Source organism: Pseudomonas sp. Z2-11 (genome assembly GCF_054161305.1).
In genome coordinates this window covers 5,323,853-5,342,224 of the sequence record NZ_CP096395.1, presented here as the reverse complement: position 1 = coordinate 5,342,224, position 18,372 = coordinate 5,323,853, and the positions used below count along the sequence as shown (strand labels likewise).

Genomic DNA, 18,372 nt, shown 5'->3' with positions numbered 1-18,372 from the left:
GGCCCCGGGCCAATTATCGATCCGCCGCCGCAGCACAGCCTGCGCGGTTTTGTGCTGTGTGAGGAAAATCTGAATGAGCCACGTGTTGGAAGATCTGGTCGACCTGCTGACCCTGGAACCGATCGAAGAGAACCTGTTTCGCGGTCGCAGCCAAGACCTGGGCTTTCGCCAGCTGTTCGGCGGCCAGGTGCTGGGCCAGTCGCTGTCGGCGGCCAGCCAGACCGTGGAAGAGGCGCGCCATGTGCATTCGATGCATGGCTACTTCCTGCGTCCGGGCGATGCGGCGTTGCCGGTGGTCTACCAGGTGGATCGCGTGCGTGATGGCGGCAGCTTCAGCACCCGACGGGTCACGGCGATCCAGAAGGGCAACCCGATCTTCACCTGCAGCGCGTCGTTCCAGTACGACGAGCAGGGCTTCGAGCACCAGAGCACCATGCCGCAAGTCGTCGGGCCGGAAAACCTGCCCTCGGAACTGGAACTGACCCAGCAGCGCGCGCACCTGTTGCCTGAACACATGCGCGAAAAACTGCTGTGCCCAAAGCCGATCGAGGTGCGCCCGGTCACCGAAAAGGACCCGTACAACCCGCAACCGGCCGATCCGGTCAAGTACGTGTGGTTTCGTGCCGATGGCGCCTTGGCGGATTCCCCGGCCCTGCATAAATACCTGCTGGCCTACGCGTCGGATTTCGGCCTGCTGACCACCTCGTTGCTGCCTCATGGCAAATCGGTCTGGCACAAGGACATGCAGGTCGCCAGCCTCGACCACGCGTTGTGGTTCCACGCCGACCTGCGCGCCGATGACTGGTTGCTCTACGCCATGGACAGCCCCTGGGCCGGTAATTCCCGTGGTTTCTCCCGCGGCAGTGTGTTCAATCGCGCCGGGCAACTGGTGGCCTCGGTGACCCAGGAAGGCCTGATCCGCCATCGCAAGGACTGGGCATGAGCCTGGCCGATGTGCGGCACTGGGTTTTCGACATGGACGGCACGCTGACCATCGCCGTGCATGATTTCGCCGCGATCCGCGTGGCCCTGGCGATTCCGCCTGAAGACGACATCCTCACGCATCTGGCGGGATTGCCCGCTGAAGAAGCCGCGGCCAAACATGCCTGGTTGCTGGAACACGAGCGGGACCTGGCGCTGGGCTCCAGGCCCGCGCCGGGGGCGGTGGAGCTGGTCCGCCAGTTGGCCGGGCGTGGTTATCGCCTGGGCATCCTGACGCGCAATGCCCGCGAGCTCGCCCACGTGACGCTTGACGCGATCGGCCTGGCCGATTGTTTTGCCGTGGAGGACGTTCTCGGCCGTGATGAAGCGCCGCCCAAACCTCATCCCGGTGGCCTGTTGAAACTGGCCGAGGCCTGGAACGTGGCGCCCGAGACCATGGTGATGGTGGGCGACTACCGCTTTGACCTCGACTGCGGCCGCGCGGCGGGCGCGCGGACGGTGCTGGTGAATCTGCCGGACAATCCCTGGCCTGAGTTGACGGACTGGCATGCGCGTGACTGCGCCGAGTTGCGGCGGATGCTTTCGGCTTGATTCGGGCGGTGCCTGACTTGCCGCTTTCGCGAGCAGGCTCGCTCCCACAGCGATTCAGGACCACCGCAGGTCCCCTGTGGGAGCGAGCCTGCTCGCGAACGGGTTTCCCGGTCGACACAACGTTCACTGCCCAAACAACACCTTCAACCCCTCCGGTGAATTGAACATCCCATCCCCATCATGCCCAACCCCGGGCACTTCAATCAGTCGCTGATTCAACCCTTGCGGGTGACGCCGGTTCAGGTAGTCAAAGAAGAAATGCCCCCGTAGCAGCCGATAAGCCCCTTGTGTCTGCGCTTCACAACCTTTATCCAGCGCCGGATGTTCCGGGTCGATGTCCTGTTGCCCCAGCAGATAGACGATGTCGCGCGTGATGTAGCGATTTTCCAGCTGGGCGGGCGTTTGCCCGGTAGCGTAGGCGGGCAGGTTCTCCAGGCCGTATTTCCAGCGATTGAAGCCTGGGCAACTGACCGGGTCGAACGCCATGGGCCGCTGTGCGTCCAGGTAGGCATAGGACGAAGGGTTGGCGATCACGAACCGTGGGCTGATGCGATAAGTGCCATGGGCAAGCAGGGCATAGCGCTGCACCACTTGGGCGCCGCCGGAGTGGCCGGCGATGACGATGTCTTTCACTGCGGGAAACTGCTGGCGGTCGCTGACCCGCGCAACGATGTCGTCCAGCACCTGGAATGAACTGAGCGGTTTCGGCCCCGTGGACAGGCCTCCCGCCATCCAGTCGTTGCCCTGCCAGCGCAGGATTTCAGCAGGCAACTGATGGCGCGCTACGTCATGTTCGTTGAGAAATTGTGGGGCAATGATCAACGTCGTCGCCGACTGACCGGCCTGTGCCGCGGCTTTTTCAGCGCTGTGCAAGTAAGTATCGGCATTGCGCAGCCGACCATGGAGGATGATCAGCACCCGCTCGATCGAGGCCGGTGGCGGGCTGACACCGACGGCCATGGCGCCGCCCCTGATCTGCAAGCGTCCCTCGGCGATCACCTTGACGCCGTGTTCCTCGGCCTGGGCTACGGCGCAGCACAGCACCAGCCCGATCAATGCCCGCCACTTCATCTACAGGGTTTTCGCCGCAAAGGTGTCGCACTGGCTGACCTGGCCTTGAGAAAAACCGGTCTTGAACCAGCGCACCCGTTGTGCCGAGGTGCCGTGAGTAAACGAGTCCGGCACCACGCGGCCCTGGCCTTGTTGCTGCAGGCGATCGTCGCCAATGGCATTGGCGGCGGTCAAGGCCTCTTCGATATCGCCCGGTTCAAGCCAGTTCAGGCGCTTTTGCGCATGGTTGGCCCAGACGCCCGCCAGGCAATCGGCCTGCAATTCCTGACGCACCAGCAAACCACCGTCGCCTTCCATTTGCCTGCCTTGCTGGCGCGCTTCCTGGATTTTCGCCGACACGCCGAGCAGCGTCTGCACGTGGTGGCCCACTTCATGGGCGATGACGTAGGCTTGGGCAAAGTCTCCGGCGGCGGAAAAGCGCTGGGACATTTCCTTGAAGAAACTCATGTCCAGGTAAACCTGCCGGTCCGCCGGACAGTAAAAGGGGCCTGTCGCCGCGGAAGCCAGGCCGCACGCCGAGTTGACCCGACCGCTGAACAGCACCAGCTTCGGTTGCTGGTACTGGCGCCCGGCCTGTTGGAAAACCTGGCCCCAGGTGTCTTCGGTATCGCCCAGGATGGAGCGCACGAATTCAGCCTGTTCGTCGTTGGCCGGTGGCGCCTGGCGCGTTTGCGAAGGAGCGGGCGCGGAAGCCTGGTCCATCTGCCCGGTCAGTTGCCCAAGAATCTGCATGGGGTCCTGGCCGGTGATCCAGCCGATGCCGACGATCAGGATAATGGCCGTCAGGCTCAAGCCCTTGCCGCCACCAAAACGCATCCCGCCGCCGCCCCCACCGTCACCGCGGGCGTCCACCACGTTGTCACTGCGGCGACCTTTTTTCCATAACATGGGGGAAATCCTCTGAATGACCGTGCGAAGAATGGCTGTGGCGAAGAGTCTAGCTTTCAGGAGCGCAAGGTGCGCGCATGCTTGAGCTTTCAGGCAACTGACAGGGATTTTGGTTCATCGGTGCGCCGGTCCTGCCCGAGGGCGGAATTTTCATTACACTTCGGATCAGAACTATCGGAATCCTCGCTGGCCCAACAAGTGCATCAAGGATCACGGCCTTTCATCAAGCAACGCAGGTTTCCCTCATGACCGTCAGCACTCCGCTCTCCGGCGTCAACCAGGCTTTCAAGGGCATCGTGCTTATTCTGGTCGCAACGTTCCTGTTTTCCAGTCACGACGCGTTGTCCAAATATCTCTCGGGTTTTTATCCGATCATCATGGTGGTCTGGGCCCGTTACGTGGTGCACACGTTGTTGATGGCGGGCATTTTCCTGCCGCGCTCGGGGCTGCGGGTGCTGCGGACCAAGCGTCCGTTGTGGCAACTGGCCCGGGCGTTGTGCCTGTTGGGCACCAGTCTGTTTTTCACCACGGCGCTGATGTACATCCCCTTGGCCGAGGCGACCGCGGTCAACTTCCTCGCCCCCGTGCTGGTCACCGCGCTGTCAGTGCCGTTGCTGGGCGAACACGTGACGCGCGGTCAGTGGATCGCGGTGATCTTCGGATTTATCGGGGTGCTGATCATCGTTCACCCCGGTGGTGATCTGTTCACGCCGGCGGTGCTGTTGCCGTTCTGTTCGGCGCTGTTTTTCTGTTTCTACCAATTGCTCACGCGCAAGCTCAGCGAGATCGACAGCCCGACCACCAGTAACTTTTTCGCAGGACTGTGCAATACCCTGGTGATGAGCGCGCTGGTGCCGTTCTTCTGGCAATTGCCCAGCGTGACCCACGGCTTGATGATGCTCGCATTGGGTGCCTGCGGGATGACCGCGCACCTGATGCTGACCCAGGCCTTCCGCTTCGCCGCCCCGGCGCTGCTGGCGCCGTTCGGGTATTGCCAGATTATTTTCGCCGGGCTGCTCGGCTGGCTGTTGTTCAGCCATACGCCGACGCTGACCACGGTGGTGGGTATCGTCCTGATCTGCTTGAGTGGATTGGCAGCGGCGTGGCAGCAGCGGCGCAAGTAAAGCTCAAGCCTTTTATGGCTGGCACAGGCTTTTGTGGCGAGGGAGCTTGCTCCCGCTGGGCTGCGAAGCGGCCCTCGCTTTTTTACGATTGCTGCGCAATCGAGCGGGAGCAAGCTCCCTCGCCACGGGTAAATCGCTGTCCGTTAGTTCACGGTCAGTTTTCCAGGGTCGGAACCTTGCGCGGCGCCATGAAGTACATCCAGATCAGCGCAATGAAATACATCGCCGGAATCAGGGTGAACAGCACCGTGTAGTTGTTATTGGTGACGGTCAGGATGTGCCCCACCAACTGGGTCATGAACATCCCGCCGACGGCCGCGCACATGCCGCCGAAGCCGAACACCGTGCTCATCATGTGCTTGGGCGTGTAGTCCATCACCAGGCTCCAGATATTTGCCGTCCAGGCCTGGTGCGCGCCGATGGCCAGGGAAATGGCAAACACCGCCACCCACAGGCTGCTGGAGCCGGCGGCCATGATTACCCCAACGATGCAGCAGGCGAACAGCAGCATGGAGACCAGTCGCGCCTTGATCGGGTTGACCCCGCGACCGATCAGGAACGAGGACAGGATCCCGCCGCCGACGCTGCCGAAGTCGGCGGTCAGGTAGATGATGATCAGCGGGATGCCCATCTGGGTCACGTTGATGCCCAGGTTGTATTGCTGGTTGAGAAACGGCGGCAGCCAGTAGAGGTAGAACCAGAACACCGGCGCGGTAATCGAGTACGCCAGGGCGAAGGCCCAGGTGCCACGCATGCGCAGGATACGGGAGAACGGTACGCGGACCTGGTCCGGTTCTTCCTGGGCCTGGATGTAGTCCAGTTCCGACTGTTTGACGCTGGGGTGATCTTCCGGGTTGAAGTATTTCAGGCCCCAGAACAGCAACCAGATCCCGCCCAGCGCGGCCATGCACAGGAACGCGGCCTGCCAGCCCCACACGTGCAGGATCAGCGGCAGCAGCATCGGCGTGAACATCGCGCCAACGTTAGTGCCGGCGTTGAAGATACCGGTGGCCACGGCCCGTTCGCCGGCCGGGAACCACAGTCGCGTGGTCTTTACGCAGGCCGGGTAGTTGGCGGCTTCGGTCAGGCCGAGGATGAAGCGGCAGACCATGAAGCCCACCGCCGAAGTGGCCAGGCCATGGGCGCCGGTTGCCAGGCTCCAGAGCAGCACGGCGCAGAAGAACACACGCTTGACGCCGATCCGGTCGATCAGGCGACCTTGCAGCAGGAAGCCGACCGCATAACCGACCTGGAACCAGAAGTTGATATTGGCGTAGTCCATCGCCGTCCAGCTCATCTCCTTGGCCAGGATCGGCTGCATCACCCCAAGGGCGGCGCGGTCGATGTAGTTCAGGGTGGTGGCGAAAAACACCAGGGCAAGCATGCCCCAACGGGTCTTGCCCACGGCCATGGCGCCACGGATCTTGTCGCCGATGCCGTCGTGGGCGGCACTCAGGCCGGGGGCCAGGCGGGAACTCTGGGAAGGAATCATAGGTGCACCCGTTCTTGAAATTCTTATGGTGTGGTCTGGGTCTGCATTGAGGCTCGCGCCGCAACCCGGCGTCAATGTGGGGTCGATGGTGCGCAGTGGACAAAAAATCGTCAATTCGCTGATCGGGCATTGTGTTCGATAATCGCCCAAAAAACTAACCGGATGGTACATATTAAATTGCCCAAAAAAACCGACCGCTCAATAATCGGCTGACTCTTTCAAAAGCGGCGCACCTCGTGTAGCCGATGCCTGTCCCGGGAGCCGAAGTCATGCAGCGTTCCATTGCCACTGTTTCCTTGAGCGGTACCCTGCCGGAAAAACTCGAAGCGATTGCCGCCGCTGGTTTCGACGGCGTGGAAATTTTCGAGAACGACCTCCTGTATTACGACGGCAGCCCTCGGGAAATCAGGCAGATGTGCGCCGACCTGGGTATCGCCATCACCTTGTTCCAGCCATTTCGGGATTTTGAAGGCTGCCGCCGGGATCGTCTGGCGCGCAACCTCGACCGCGCCGAGCGTAAATTCGACCTGATGCAAGAGCTGGGCACCGATCTGGTGCTGGTGTGCAGCAATGCCTCGGCCGACAGTGTCGGCGACGAACAGATACTGATCGATGACCTGCGTTTGCTGGCGGAGCGTGCCGGGGCGCGGGGCCTGCGCATCGGCTATGAAGCGTTGGCCTGGGGCCGCCACGTGAATACTTATCAACAGGTCTGGAACATCGTGCGCCAGGCCGATCACCCCAGCCTGGGCGTGCTGCTCGACAGCTTCCACACCTTGTCCCTCAAGGGCGACCCGGGCGCCATCGCCGAGATTCCCGGGGAGAAGATTTTTTTCGTGCAGATGGCCGACGCACCGATCCTGGCGATGGACGTCCTGGAGTGGAGCCGGCATTTTCGCTGTTTCCCGGGCCAGGGCGAATTCGACCTGCCGGGTTTCCTCGCGCCGATCATCCAGAGCGGTTACACCGGGCCGCTGTCGCTGGAGATCTTCAACGACGGGTTTCGCGCCGCGCCGCCCAGGGCCAACGCCGCCGACGGTTTGCGTTCGCTGCTGTACCTGGAAGAAAAAACCCGTGAGCGCCTGGCCGCGCAAGCGCCTGCGCAGAACAGCGATATCCTCTTCGCGACAGCGCCGGCCAGCGAATACAACGGCGTTGAATTCCTGGAGTTCGCCGTGGATGACAACCTCGGCGCCAAGCTCTCCCACTGGCTGGAGCGGCTGGGGTTCGTCAAGGCCGGCCAGCATCGCTCCAAGAACGTCAGCCTGTTGCGCCAGGGCGATATCAACCTGATCCTCAATTGCGAGCCGTATTCCTTCGCCCACAGCTTTTTTGAAGCCCATGGCCCATCGTTGTGCGCCACCGCCGTGCGGGTCAAGGACAGCGCCAGCGCTCTCAAGCGGGCGGTGGCCTACAAGGGCCAGCCTTATCGTGGCCTGGTCGGGCCCAACGAGCTGGAGCTGGCGGCGGTGCGAGCGCCGGATGGCAGCCTGATCTACCTGGTGGACCAGGACGCCGATGTCTATGGCACCGATTTCAACTTGCAACCCGGTGCGGTCATCGGCGCCGGGCTCAAGCGCATCGACCACATGGCGATGGCGCTGCCGGCCGACAGCCTCGACAGTTGGGTGCTGTTCTACAAGAGCCTGCTGGATTTCGAAGCTGACGATGAAGTGGTGTTGCCCGACCCCTATGGCCTGGTGAAAAGCCGTGCGTTGCGCAGCCGCTGCAGTTCGATTCGCTTGCCGCTGAACATTTCCGAGAACCGCAACACCGCGATCTCACACGCGCTGTCGAGTTATCGCGGTTCCGGCGTGCACCATATCGCCTTTGACTGCGACGATATCTTCGCCCAGGTCAGCCGTGCCAAAGAGGCCGGGGTGCCGTTGCTGGACATTCCGCTCAATTACTACGATGACCTGGCGGCACGTTTCGATTTCGACGATGAGTTTCTCAGCGAGCTGGCCTATTTCAACGTGTTGTACGACCGTGACGCCCAAGGCGGCGAGTTGTTTCACGTCTATACCGAACCGTTCGAAGGGCGGTTTTTCTTCGAAATCATCCAGCGCAAGAACGGTTATGCCGGCTACGGCGCGGCCAACGTCGCGGTGCGGCTGGCGGCCATGGCCAAGTCCCGCAGCGGCGGCTTGCGGCACGCCAAGTTGTAGGGAAATCGTAAGCGCGGCGGTAAAGGGCAACGCCGTGGCTTCCTTCACTGTGCGGTGCGGCCCATAATCGCGAACCTGTGCAGTGATGGCCGTGAGCCCGTAATGACTATGAATCCAGAGCTTTCCGCAGCCCTCGACGAACCTGTCGCCGCGCCGCGCAAGAGTCGCAAGAACAACCCGGAAAAGACCCGGGAAAATATTCTTCAGGAAGCCATCGTCGAGTTCGTCCAGCAGGGCCTGGCCGGCGCGCGGGTCGACGCCATCGCCGAGCGCATCCACACCTCCAAGCGGATGATCTATTACTACTTCGGCAGCAAGGAGCAGCTGTACGTCGAGGTGCTGGAAAAACTCTACGGCGATATCCGCACTACCGAAAGCCGCCTGCACCTGGCGGAGCTGGCGCCGGTCGACGCAATCCGGCGCCTGGTGGAATTCACTTTCGACCACCATGACCGCAATGTGGACTTCGTGCGTATCGTCTGCATCGAGAACATCCACAACGCCGAATACGTGAAGCAATCTGGCGCGATCAAGGCGATGACCAACACCATCCTCGATTCCCTTGGCGTGATATTGCGCCGAGGCGCCGAGGAGGGCGTGTTCCGCGCCGGTCTCGAGCCGCTGGATGTGCATCTGCTGATCAGTTCGTTCTGCTTCTATCGGGTGTCCAACCGCCAGACGTTCGGTGAGATCTTTCAGATCGATCTGTCGGACGAAGCGGTCAAGCAGCGCCATCGGCAGATGGTCTGTGAATCGGTATTGCGGTACTTGCAGGCCTGACACCGAACCTCTGCATACCTTGTGGGAGCGAGCCTGCTCGCGAATGCGCTGTGCCAGTCACAAATTCGCCTACTGAAACAACGCATTCGCGAGCAGGCTCGCTCCCACAGAGGAATTTCACTCGGCTTTAATTATCCATGCGCTGAAAATGAGCCAGCATCCGCCCCGCATCCGGCGCCACTCCGCTGAACAGTTCGAACGCTTTCACCGCCTGGAACACCGCCATGGTGCCGCCATCCAGCGTGCGGCAGCCGAGGGCGCGGGCGTTGCGCAGCAGTTCGGTTTCCAACGGGAAATAGACGATTTCCGCGACCCACAGATCGCCTCGCAACAGTTCCACCGGTACCGGCATGCCCGGCAGTTTCGCCATGCCCATGGGCGTGGTGTTCACCAGGCCTTCGGCCTCGGCCATGGCGGCGGGCAGGTCATGCCCGGCGCGAGCACGGCCGGTGCCGAACTGTTGGTTCAGGTTATTCGCCAGCGCCTCGGCACGGCTGGTCTCGACATCAAAGATGCTCAGCGTCTCCACGCCTTCGGCGAGTAGCGCGTGGGCAACGGCAGCCCCGGCACCCCCTGCGCCCATCTGGACGACATGGCGACGGGTAACATCGCCCAGGCCACGCCGAAAGCCCTCGGCGAAGCCGAGGCAGTCGGTGTTGTGGCCGATGCGTTTGCCATTCTTGAGCACCACGGTATTTACCGCACCGATGCCGCGCGCTTCGGGCGACAACTCGTCCAGCAGCGGGATGATCGCCTGTTTACAGGGAAACGTGATATTCAGCCCGGTAAAACTCATGCGTTCGGCAGCCACGAGCAAATCGGCCAGGGCGCCGCTGTCGAGTTTCAGCGCATCCAGATCAATCAGCCGATACAGGTAACGCATGCCTTGGGCATCGCCTTCGTGTTCGTGGAGCGCCGGCGTGCGAGAGGCCTGGATGCCCGCGCCGATCAGGCCGGCCAGTACAGTGACGTTGGACATACTCATCAACCCTTCAACCGCTGACTGAAATGCTCCAGGGCCAGGCGATAACCATGGCTGCCGAACCCGCACATCACGCCGATGGCGACTGACGAGACAAAGGAGTGGTGACGAAAGGTTTCGCGGGCGTGGACGTTGGACAGGTGGACTTCGATCACCGGGACTTCACTGGCCACCAGCGCATCGCGGATCGCAACCGAAGTGTGGGTCCAGGCCGCCGGGTTGATGATGATCCCGGCACACCGGCCACGGGCGCCGTGGATCCAGTCAAGCAATTCGCCCTCCTGGTTGGTCTGGCGGAACTCCACGGCCAGGCCGAACTCCTCGGCGGCGCGGCCGCACAGCGCGGAAATATCAGCCAGGGTTTCGTGGCCATAGGTGGCCGGCTCGCGGGTGCCGAGCAGGTTCAGGTTCGGGCCGTTGAGCACCAGAACGATCGGAGGCATCGCAATTTTCTCCACATTTTTATTGTTGGTGTGGGCTGTAGTTCAGCCTGTGGGGATAAATTGTACTAGATGGTTAATTTGGTCAAATAAAGCAGCGGTCATCGGACAATAACTGTTCGATGATCGAACATTGCCGTTACAAGGAGAGGGCAGTTGTGGCGAGGGAGCTTGCTCCCGCTGGGCTGCGCAGCAGCCCCAGGTTTTTGCGGTTGCTGTGCAACCGAGCGGGAGCAAGCTCCCTCGCCACGACGGTTTGCGTAGGTCAGCGCCGGGTCAGCAACACGCCGGATTCCATGTGATGAGTCCACGGAAACTGATCGAACAACGCGCAGCGCGTGATGCGGTGGGTGTCGCTCAACTGCGCGATGTTCGCGGCGAGGGTTTCCGGGTTGCAGGAGATGTAGAGAATGTTGTCGAAGCGTCGGGTCAGTTCGCAGGTGTCCGGGTCCATGCCGGCGCGAGGTGGGTCGACGAAGACGCTGCCGAATTCGTAGCTTTTCAGGTCGATACCCTGCAAGCGGCGAAATGGGCGGACTTCGTTCAAGGCTTCGGTCAGTTCCTCGGCGGACAGCCGTACCAACGTGACGTTATCCACAGCGTTTTCGCTGAGGTTGCTCAGCGCGGCGCTGACCGATGTCTTGCTGATTTCAGTGGCGAGCACTTTGCGCGCGCGGGTGGCCAGGGGCAACGTGAAGTTGCCGTTGCCGCAGTAAAGCTCCAGCAGATCGTCGCTGCGATCGCCCAAGGCTTCATAAGCCCAATTGAGCATCTTCTGGTTTACCGTGCCGTTGGGCTGGGTGAAGGCGCCTTCGGGCTGGCGATAGCTGAAGGCACGGCCGCCCACCTCAATTTTTTCCACCACATAATCGTGGCCGATCACTTCCCGTTTGCCTTTGGAGCGCCCGATGATACTGACGCCCAGGTCGGTCGCGAGCTTCGACGCCGCGGCGTGCCAGTGTTCATCCAGCGGGCGGTGATAACACAGGGTGATCATCGCGTCGCCGGCCAGGGTGGTCAGGAATTCCACTTGGAACAGCTTGTGGCTCAACGGCGCACTGGCCTGCCAGGCGGCCTTGAGCTGCGGCATCAACTGGTTGATGCGCAAGCTGGCGATGGGGAACTCTTCGATCAGGATCGGCGTGCGCTTGTCATCCTGGGAAAACATCGCGTAGTGGCGTTCGCCGGCCTCGCGCCACAGGCGGAATTCGGCGCGCAGGCGGAAGTTCTGCAACGGCGAGTCGAATACCTCGGGCTCGGGTGCATTGAACGGAGCCAGCAAGTCACGCAAGCGCGTGACCTTGTCCTGCAACTGGGCGGCGTAGGCTTGGGAATCAAAAGTCATGCGTTGAACCAACCCAACTTGATAACGAACAGGATCGACAGGATGACCAGCGCCGGGTTCAGCTCACGGCCACGGCCGGACACCAGTTTGATGGCGGTCCAGGCGATGAAGCCGAAGGCGATGCCATTGGCGATGGAGTAGGTGAACGGCATTGCCAGCGCCGTGATCACCACCGGGGCGGCGACGGTGATGTCGTCCCAGTCGATCTCGGCCAGGCCGGAGGTCATCAACACGGCCACAAACAACAGGGCCGGCGCGGTGGCGAAGGCCGGGACGCTGGCGGCCAGTGGCGAGAAGAACAGCGCCAGCAGGAACAGGATCGCCACGACGATGGCGGTCAGGCCGGTGCGTCCGCCGGCGCTGACGCCTGCCGCCGACTCGATGTAGCTGGTGGTCGTCGAGGTGCCCAGCAGCGAACCGGCCATGGCGGCGGTGCTGTCGGCGATCAGCGCGCGGCCCATCTTCGGCATGTGGCCGTCCTTGCCCATCAGCCCGGCGCGCTTGGCGACGCCGATCAGGGTGCCGGAGTTGTCGAACAGGTCGACGAAGAGGAAGGCGAAGATCACGCTCACCAGACCGATGTCCAGGGCGCCCTTGATGTCCAGTTGCAAAAACGTCGGGGCGAGGGAGGGCGGCACGGAAATGATCCCGCCAAACGGCGTGAAGCCCATTACGATCGAGACGACGGTGACCGCCAGGATGCCGATCAGCACGGCGCCGCGCACTTTCAGTGCTTCCAGGGCGACGATCAGGACGAAGCCCAGGGTCGCCAGGATTGGTGCCGGTTGCTTCAGGTCGCCGAGACCGACCATGGTCGCCGGGTTTTTCACCACGATGCCAGCGTTGTTCAGGGCGATCAGCGCCAGGAACAGCCCGATACCGGCGGCGATGGCCGAGCGCAGTGGCAGCGGGATGCTGTTGATGATCCATTCGCGAATACGAAAGATCGATAGCAAGAAAAACAATACGGCGGAGACAAACACCGCACCCAGCGCCACTTGCCAGGTATGGCCCATGTGCAAGACCACGGTGTAGGTGAAGAAGGCATTCAGGCCCATGCCCGGTGCGAGGGCGATCGGGTAGTTGGCGATCAGGCCCATGACCGTCGAACCGATGGCCGCCGCCAGGCAGGTGGCGACGAATACGGCACCCTTGTCCATGCCGGTTTCGCCGAGAATGCTCGGGTTGACGAACAGAATGTAGGCCATGGCCAGGAAGGTCGTGACGCCCGCCAGGATCTCGGTCCGCACGTTGGTGTTGTGTGCCTTGAGTTGAAACAGCCTTTCCAGCATGTCTGCTCCCCGTGGCGCGCGCGGCGCCGTGAATGTATCGACCTCAACAGCAAAGCACACTGCGCCAGGGGCGCCCGGGATTTTCTGCGGGTCGGAAAAAGCCGCGCATCATAGCAGCGCGGCGATGAGGCTGCGATCCTCGGTGTGCGTCGCAAAGTGTGCAGACGCAAAAGTTGGGCCATACTGCGCGCGATTCCGGGGAGGTCGGTATGTATCGCATGAAAAAATTCGCATGGGCCTGCGCGTTGAACCTGGGGCTGCTCGGACCGGCGGCGCACGCCGCCTCGGCGCCGCCGCTGAGCGAGGTCAAGGTGCTCAAGGTCGAATCGCCGACCTGTGGTTTCGAGGATATCGCGGCGGGGCAGACGCAGACCCGTTGCGATCACAGCGGGGCGAATATCAAGGTCTACGTGCTGGAGGTCGGTTATGGCCGCCAACCTCATGTCACGCTGGACGGCTTCGAAGTCGACGGCACCCGCTCGCCAGTGTGTGCGTTCAGCAATGGCAATCTCAACGACTGTTCGACGAGCACCAAGGTGGTCGGCTACCTGTATATCTTCGATCTGAAGGGCAAGCAGGAAGGCACTTTCAGCTTCAGCAATGTGTCAATCAACGCGCCGGGGAACCGGATGGCGACCGAGCTCTACATCAAATGACCACGTCACGGGCTGTCTTCACCTGACACGGCCCGGCAAAGCTGGCTAGTCTTGAGGGAATCACCCAGCGGAGAGCGCCCATGATTCCTGGAACCAAGATCCCCCGAGCCCTGATTGCCGTGGCTGAAGGCGTCGACGATTTGCAGACGGTGACGCTGATCGATGTGTTGCGTCGTGCGCAGCTCGAAGTGGTGGTGGCGAGTATTGAGGGCCGACGCATGCTCACCTGTGCACGCGGCACGCGCCTGACCGCCGACGGCATGCTGGTGGACATGCTGGTCCAGGATTTCGACCTGATCGTCCTGCCGGGCGGCATCATTGGCGCGCAGCATCTGGCCGCCCACCAGCCTTTGCACCAGTTGGTCAGGGACCAGGCCGCCGCTGGGCGATTTTTTGCCGCCATCGCCGAAGCGCCGGCGCTGGTACTCCAGGCGTTCGGCGTGCTACGCCAGCGCCGCATGACGTGCCTGCCCGCCGTGAGCCAGCAACTGTCCGGATGCAGCTTCGTCAACCAGCCGGTGGTGGTGGATGGCAATTGCATCACCGCCCAAGGCTCGGCCGCCGCCCTGATATTTGCCCTGACGCTGGTGGAGCAACTCGCCGGCAAGGGTGTGAGGGGCGTGGTGGGGGCGGAGTTGCTGGCCTGATCTTTCCTTTAATCGAGAGTAGCCCTGTGGCGAGGGAGCTTGCTCCCGCTCGGCTGCGCAGCGGCCGCTGGCGTTTCGTCGCCCAATTGCCTTGAACGCTCACCCCACCTCGAAGTCGTACCCCTTATGACGGCGGTTTCCCAAAACGCCGCGAGTACGACCAACCGTGAGGTGTTCCATGAGCGCGACCTTGTCCGAAGCGACGCAGGCGTCCTTCGTCCGTCATCCGATACGTCTGACACTCAATGGCGCCGTGCGTGAGTTGCAGGTGCTGCCCTGGACTACGCTGCTGGACCTGCTGCGCGAGCAACTGGACCTGGTAGGCAGCAAGAAAGGCTGCGATCACGGCCAATGCGGCGCCTGCACGGTGTTGCGCGATGGCAAGCGCATCAACGCCTGCCTGACCCTGGCGGTGATGTGCGACGGCGCTGAGTTGACCACCGTCGAGGGCTTGGCCAATGGCGATGAGCTGCACCCCATGCAACGGGCGTTCATCAAGCATGACGCGTTCCAGTGCGGCTACTGCACGCCGGGGCAGATCTGTTCGGCGGTGGGGCTGGCCAACGAGGGCCGGGCGCAGACCAGCGCCGAAATCAGCGAACTGATGAGCGGCAACCTCTGCCGATGCGGCGCCTACAACAATATTCGCGACGCGATCGAGGAAGCGCTTCCGCTCTGCCAGCCAACGGAGGGCGAGCGATGAATCCCTTTAGCTACAGCAAGCCCGACACCGTGCAGGCGGCCGTCGAGTTGTCCAGTGCGAACTCGCGCTTCATCGCCGGTGGTACCAACCTGCTGGACCTGATGAAGGAAAACCTCAGCCGCCCCCAGCACTTGATCGATATCACCGGTCTGCCTTTGACGGACCTCAGCGAGACCCCGTCGGGCGGGGTGATGATTGGCGCATTGGTGAGTAATGCCGATCTGGCCTGGCATCCGTGGATTCAACGGCGCTATCCGCTGCTCGCCCAAGCCATCCTGGCGGGTGCCTCGCCGCAGTTGCGCAATATGGCCAGCACCGGTGGCAACCTGTTGCAACGCACGCGCTGCTATTACTTTTATGACGCCTCCGTGCCGTGCAACAAGCGGCGCCCAGGCAGCGGTTGCCCGGCCCGAAGCGGCCTGAACCGGATCCACGCGATTTTCGGCGCCAGTGATCAGTGCGTGGCGACTCATCCGTCGGACATGTGCGTGGCCCTGGCGGCGCTTGAGGCGGTTGTTCATGTGCTGGGACGGGGCGGCGCGCGGACCATCGAGTTCGCGGATTTTCACCGTCTGCCCGGTGACGCACCGGATCGGGACAACCAATTGGCCGATGACGAGCTGATCACCTACATCGAGTTGCCCCCAGTGGGTTTTGCTGAACATAGCCACTACCTGAAGATCCGTGACCGGGCCTCCTACGCCTTTGCGCTGGTTTCGGTGGCGGCGGCGCTGGAGCTTGATGGGCCGGTGATTCGCCAGGCTCGGCTGGCCCTCGGCGGTGTAGCCCACAAACCGTGGCGCGACAAGGCCGTGGAAAACTGGCTGGTCGGCCAGCCCGTCAGCCGCGAAACCTTTACGGCGGCTGCCGATGCGTTAATGCAGAACGCCGAGCCGCTGGAGCACAACGGCTTCAAAGTCAAACTGGCACGCCGGGCAATTATCCGCGCCTTGAGCGATGCCGCGCTGGTGGGGGGAACCACCCGATGAATGCATTGAGCAAAACCATAGGCAAGCCGCTTGACCGGACCGATGGCCTGCTCAAGGTCACCGGTCGGGCCCGATACGCCGGGGAGTATCCCGAAGATGGCCTGCTGCACGGCAGTGTCGTCTCCAGCGGTATCGCCCGTGGCCGGGTCGTGCGCATCGATGCTTCCCGAGCCCTGGCGCTGCCGGGCGTCGTCGCGGTGATCGACCATACCAACCGCCCGAAGATCGCCAGTTACGACGAGCCCTACCAGGATGCCGATGCCGCGGAGGGTTCGCCGTTCCGGCCGTTGTTCAACGACCAGGTCCTCTACAGCGGCCAGCCGCTCGCCCTGGTGGTTGCGGAAAATCTCGAGTTGGCGCGTTATGCCGGCTCGCTCGTTGAGATCGACTACGAGACCCAGGACCATCAGACCGATCTGACGATCCTGCAAAACGAAGCGCATCCGGCACCGGCCGAATTGCCCAAGCCCCGTGGGAATTTTCAGGGCGAGTACGCCAGCTCGGCACTCAGCGTTGATGTGTCCTACAGCACGCCGATAGAACATCACAACCCGATGGAGCCCCACGCTTCGACCGTTCTGTACCAACCCGACGGCAGCCTGCACATCCATGACAAAACCCAGGGCACGCAGAATTGCCAGGCCTATGTACAAGAGGTGTTCGGGCTGGAAAAAGAACAGGTGCGGGTGTTTGCCGCCTACGTTGGCGGCGCTTTCGGTTCCGGGCTGCGCCCGCAGTACCAGTTGCCGTTGGCGGTAATGGCCGCGCTGACGCTCAAGCGCTCGGTGCGGGTCAGCCTGACCCGTCAGCAAATGTTTACCTTCGGCTACCGGCCCCGGACCTTCCAGCGCGTGCAACTGGGAGCTGCGGCCAACGGACGTTTGCTCGCGGTGGCCCATAGCGCCGTAGGCCAGACGTCGCGCTTCGAGGACTTCACCGAGCATGTGGTGGAATGGAGCGGCATGCTCTATCACTGCGATAACGTCGAATTGAGCTACAAGCTGGTGCCCCTGGACGTCTACACGCCGCTGGACATGCGTGCCCCCGGCGCCGCCCTTGGACTGATCGGTCTGGAGTGCGCCATGGACGAGTTGGCCTGCGCCCTGGCCATCGACCCGGTCCAGCTGCGCTTGATCAACTACGCCGAACGTAACGAGAACGAAGGCAAGCCGTATTCGAGCAAGGAGTTGCGTGAATGTTATGCCCAGGGTGCCGACCGTTTCGGTTGGAGCAAGCGCAATCCGGAGCCGCGCAGCATGCGCGCAGGGCGGCAACTGGTAGGTTGGGGCATGGCCGGCGGTGTCTGGGAGGCCATGCAGCAGAAGGCCAGCGCCCGAGCGTCGCTGGATCCCAACGGCAAGCTGACCGTCAGCAGCGCGACCACTGACATCGGCACCGGTACCTATACCGTCATGACCCAGATTGCTGCCGAGACGTCCGGCGTTTCCTTGGAGAATGTCACTTTTGTGCTTGGCGATTCGTCGCTGCCGACCGCACCGCTGCAGGGCGGTTCGTTTACCGTCTCGTCCGTCGGCACCGCAGTGCAGCAAGCCTGTGAGGCGCTGCGGGAAAAACTGCTCGCCGTGGCTCGGCAAACTTGCCCGGCCTTCAGCGGCGCAACCCTTGAGCAAGTGACGTTTGTCGACGGTGAACTGCGCATGGGGGAGGCCAGTGTCACCCTGGCGGAGCTCGCTCAGAACAGCGGCGAGACGCCGTTGCAGGCACAAGTCACGGCCCAGCCGGAGGAGAAACGCCAGGCCTATGCCACTGCTACGCACTCGGCGGTGTTCGTCGAGGTGCTGGTCGACGAAGACCTGGGCACGGTGAAGGTCAACCGCGTGGTCAGCGCCATCGCGGCCGGGCGGGTAATCAACCCGAAAACCGCCCGCAGCCAGATTCTCGGTGGCGTGGTCTGGGGCGTTGGCATGGCCTTGCACGAAGAGACCCTGACCGACCACGCCCTGGGCCGTCATATGAACCACAACCTGGCCGAATACCACGTGCCGGTCAACGCCGACATCGGTGACATCGACGTGGTGTTCGTCGATGAACAGGACGACATCGTCAATGCGCTGGGGTCCAAGGGCGTCGGTGAAATCGGCATCGTGGGCGTGGCGGCGGCGGTGGCTAATGCCATTTACCATGCGACCGGCAAGCGGGTGCGGGACTTTCCCATTACGCTGGATAAATTGCTCTGATGGAGTGGTGAATAACAGTGAGCCTGTGGGACTTCGGTTCCACAGGCTGGAGAGCAGTGGTTCA

At 62.4% G+C, this 18,372-nt stretch carries 17 protein-coding genes; 10 read left to right on the top strand and 7 right to left on the bottom strand.

The annotated features are described in order from the left end of the window. Window positions 1-73 precede the first annotated feature (73 nt). A complete protein-coding gene (gene tesB, locus M1E16_RS23775) occupies window positions 74-943 on the top strand; it encodes an acyl-CoA thioesterase II (protein ID WP_072411434.1) in 870 nt (289 codons plus the stop codon). Beyond that, window positions 940-1,533, top strand: coding sequence for an HAD family hydrolase (locus tag M1E16_RS23770; RefSeq protein ID WP_458128533.1), 594 nt, complete (start codon window positions 940-942; stop codon window positions 1,531-1,533). The genes tesB and M1E16_RS23770 overlap by 4 nt, the downstream gene beginning before the upstream one ends. Window positions 1,534-1,656: 123 nt before the next feature. On the opposite strand, the gene M1E16_RS23765 is transcribed toward M1E16_RS23770, so the two are convergent. Continuing rightward, window positions 1,657-2,604, bottom strand: coding sequence for an alpha/beta hydrolase (locus M1E16_RS23765; RefSeq protein ID WP_458128532.1), 948 nt, complete (start codon window positions 2,602-2,604; stop codon window positions 1,657-1,659). Beyond that, window positions 2,605-3,492: a KPN_02809 family neutral zinc metallopeptidase gene (ypfJ, locus tag M1E16_RS23760; protein WP_434655494.1), complete on the bottom strand. Its 888-nt coding sequence runs from the start codon at window positions 3,490-3,492 to the stop codon at window positions 2,605-2,607. It abuts the gene before it with no gap. 245 nt (window positions 3,493-3,737) lie between these two features. Here ypfJ and M1E16_RS23755 point away from each other — a divergent pair, with 245 nt between their 5' ends. Further along, window positions 3,738-4,616 carry a DMT family transporter gene (locus M1E16_RS23755; RefSeq protein WP_458128531.1) on the top strand — a complete coding sequence of 293 codons (879 nt, stop codon included), beginning with the start codon at window positions 3,738-3,740 and terminating at the stop codon, window positions 4,614-4,616. A 154-nt stretch (window positions 4,617-4,770) separates the two neighbouring features. Here M1E16_RS23755 and M1E16_RS23750 read toward each other — a convergent pair whose 3' ends face one another. Further along, window positions 4,771-6,108, bottom strand: coding sequence for an MFS transporter (locus M1E16_RS23750; protein ID WP_458128530.1), 1,338 nt, complete (start codon window positions 6,106-6,108; stop codon window positions 4,771-4,773). A gap of 269 nt (window positions 6,109-6,377) precedes the next feature. On the opposite strand from M1E16_RS23750, the gene quiC reads away from it, so the two are divergent. Together quiC and M1E16_RS23740 are read left to right on the top strand one after the other, a co-directional pair. After that, window positions 6,378-8,276 carry a 3-dehydroshikimate dehydratase QuiC gene (gene quiC / locus M1E16_RS23745; RefSeq protein ID WP_458128529.1) on the top strand — a complete coding sequence of 633 codons (1,899 nt, stop codon included), beginning with the start codon at window positions 6,378-6,380 and terminating at the stop codon, window positions 8,274-8,276. Window positions 8,277-8,378: 102 nt separating this feature from the next. Beyond that, window positions 8,379-9,056, top strand: a complete 678-nt coding sequence (locus M1E16_RS23740) for a TetR/AcrR family transcriptional regulator (RefSeq protein ID WP_320389482.1) — start codon at window positions 8,379-8,381, stop codon at window positions 9,054-9,056. A gap of 127 nt (window positions 9,057-9,183) precedes the next feature. On the opposite strand, the gene M1E16_RS23735 is transcribed toward M1E16_RS23740, so the two are convergent. The 4 genes from M1E16_RS23735 to M1E16_RS23720 form a co-directional block, all read right to left on the bottom strand. Then, window positions 9,184-10,035 (bottom strand): shikimate dehydrogenase, encoded by an 852-nt coding sequence (locus M1E16_RS23735; RefSeq protein WP_458128528.1) that lies wholly within the window; start codon window positions 10,033-10,035, stop codon window positions 9,184-9,186. Between the two features lie 5 nt (window positions 10,036-10,040). Further along, window positions 10,041-10,481, bottom strand: a complete 441-nt coding sequence (gene aroQ / locus M1E16_RS23730) for a type II 3-dehydroquinate dehydratase (protein WP_305498655.1) — start codon at window positions 10,479-10,481, stop codon at window positions 10,041-10,043. Window positions 10,482-10,743: 262 nt separating this feature from the next. Beyond that, complete coding sequence (gene trmA, locus M1E16_RS23725; RefSeq protein ID WP_458128527.1) at window positions 10,744-11,823, bottom strand: tRNA (uridine(54)-C5)-methyltransferase TrmA; 1,080 nt, start codon at window positions 11,821-11,823, stop codon at window positions 10,744-10,746. Then, a complete protein-coding gene (locus tag M1E16_RS23720) occupies window positions 11,820-13,115 on the bottom strand; it encodes an NCS2 family permease (protein WP_458128526.1) in 1,296 nt (431 codons plus the stop codon). Before M1E16_RS23720 ends, trmA begins: the two co-directional genes overlap by 4 nt. A 209-nt stretch (window positions 13,116-13,324) precedes the next feature. Here M1E16_RS23720 and M1E16_RS23715 point away from each other — a divergent pair, with 209 nt between their 5' ends. The 5 genes from M1E16_RS23715 to M1E16_RS23695 all read left to right on the top strand — a co-directional run bounded on the left by M1E16_RS23715 (window position 13,325) and on the right by M1E16_RS23695 (window position 18,308). Next, window positions 13,325-13,771: a DUF4879 domain-containing protein gene (locus M1E16_RS23715; RefSeq protein WP_458128525.1), complete on the top strand. Its 447-nt coding sequence runs from the start codon at window positions 13,325-13,327 to the stop codon at window positions 13,769-13,771. Window positions 13,772-13,851: 80 nt separating this feature from the next. Continuing rightward, window positions 13,852-14,418: a DJ-1 family glyoxalase III gene (locus M1E16_RS23710; protein WP_458128524.1), complete on the top strand. Its 567-nt coding sequence runs from the start codon at window positions 13,852-13,854 to the stop codon at window positions 14,416-14,418. A gap of 178 nt (window positions 14,419-14,596) precedes the next feature. Continuing rightward, window positions 14,597-15,121 carry a (2Fe-2S)-binding protein gene (locus M1E16_RS23705; protein ID WP_434571674.1) on the top strand — a complete coding sequence of 175 codons (525 nt, stop codon included), beginning with the start codon at window positions 14,597-14,599 and terminating at the stop codon, window positions 15,119-15,121. Then, entirely contained in the window at window positions 15,118-16,110 is a 993-nt protein-coding gene (locus M1E16_RS23700; protein WP_458128523.1) for an FAD binding domain-containing protein, read from the top strand. The genes M1E16_RS23705 and M1E16_RS23700 overlap by 4 nt, the downstream gene beginning before the upstream one ends. Continuing rightward, window positions 16,107-18,308 (top strand): xanthine dehydrogenase family protein molybdopterin-binding subunit, encoded by a 2,202-nt coding sequence (locus tag M1E16_RS23695; protein ID WP_458128522.1) that lies wholly within the window; start codon window positions 16,107-16,109, stop codon window positions 18,306-18,308. The genes M1E16_RS23700 and M1E16_RS23695 overlap by 4 nt, the downstream gene beginning before the upstream one ends. The last annotated feature ends 64 nt before the right edge of the window (window positions 18,309-18,372 follow it).

Coding starts and splice junctions, on each gene's coding strand:
- tesB (WP_072411434.1), top strand. CDS start 74: ATGAGCCACGTGTTGGAAGATCTGGTCGACCTGCTGACCCTGGAACCG.
- M1E16_RS23770 (WP_458128533.1), top strand. CDS start 940: ATGAGCCTGGCCGATGTGCGGCACTGGGTTTTCGACATGGACGGCACG.
- M1E16_RS23765 (WP_458128532.1), bottom strand. CDS start 2,604: ATGAAGTGGCGGGCATTGATCGGGCTGGTGCTGTGCTGCGCCGTAGCC.
- ypfJ (WP_434655494.1), bottom strand. CDS start 3,492: ATGTTATGGAAAAAAGGTCGCCGCAGTGACAACGTGGTGGACGCCCGC.
- M1E16_RS23755 (WP_458128531.1), top strand. CDS start 3,738: ATGACCGTCAGCACTCCGCTCTCCGGCGTCAACCAGGCTTTCAAGGGC.
- M1E16_RS23750 (WP_458128530.1), bottom strand. CDS start 6,108: ATGATTCCTTCCCAGAGTTCCCGCCTGGCCCCCGGCCTGAGTGCCGCC.
- quiC (WP_458128529.1), top strand. CDS start 6,378: ATGCAGCGTTCCATTGCCACTGTTTCCTTGAGCGGTACCCTGCCGGAA.
- M1E16_RS23740 (WP_320389482.1), top strand. CDS start 8,379: ATGACTATGAATCCAGAGCTTTCCGCAGCCCTCGACGAACCTGTCGCC.
- M1E16_RS23735 (WP_458128528.1), bottom strand. CDS start 10,035: ATGTCCAACGTCACTGTACTGGCCGGCCTGATCGGCGCGGGCATCCAG.
- aroQ (WP_305498655.1), bottom strand. CDS start 10,481: ATGCCTCCGATCGTTCTGGTGCTCAACGGCCCGAACCTGAACCTGCTC.
- trmA (WP_458128527.1), bottom strand. CDS start 11,823: ATGACTTTTGATTCCCAAGCCTACGCCGCCCAGTTGCAGGACAAGGTC.
- M1E16_RS23720 (WP_458128526.1), bottom strand. CDS start 13,115: ATGCTGGAAAGGCTGTTTCAACTCAAGGCACACAACACCAACGTGCGG.
- M1E16_RS23715 (WP_458128525.1), top strand. CDS start 13,325: ATGTATCGCATGAAAAAATTCGCATGGGCCTGCGCGTTGAACCTGGGG.
- M1E16_RS23710 (WP_458128524.1), top strand. CDS start 13,852: ATGATTCCTGGAACCAAGATCCCCCGAGCCCTGATTGCCGTGGCTGAA.
- M1E16_RS23705 (WP_434571674.1), top strand. CDS start 14,597: ATGAGCGCGACCTTGTCCGAAGCGACGCAGGCGTCCTTCGTCCGTCAT.
- M1E16_RS23700 (WP_458128523.1), top strand. CDS start 15,118: ATGAATCCCTTTAGCTACAGCAAGCCCGACACCGTGCAGGCGGCCGTC.
- M1E16_RS23695 (WP_458128522.1), top strand. CDS start 16,107: ATGAATGCATTGAGCAAAACCATAGGCAAGCCGCTTGACCGGACCGAT.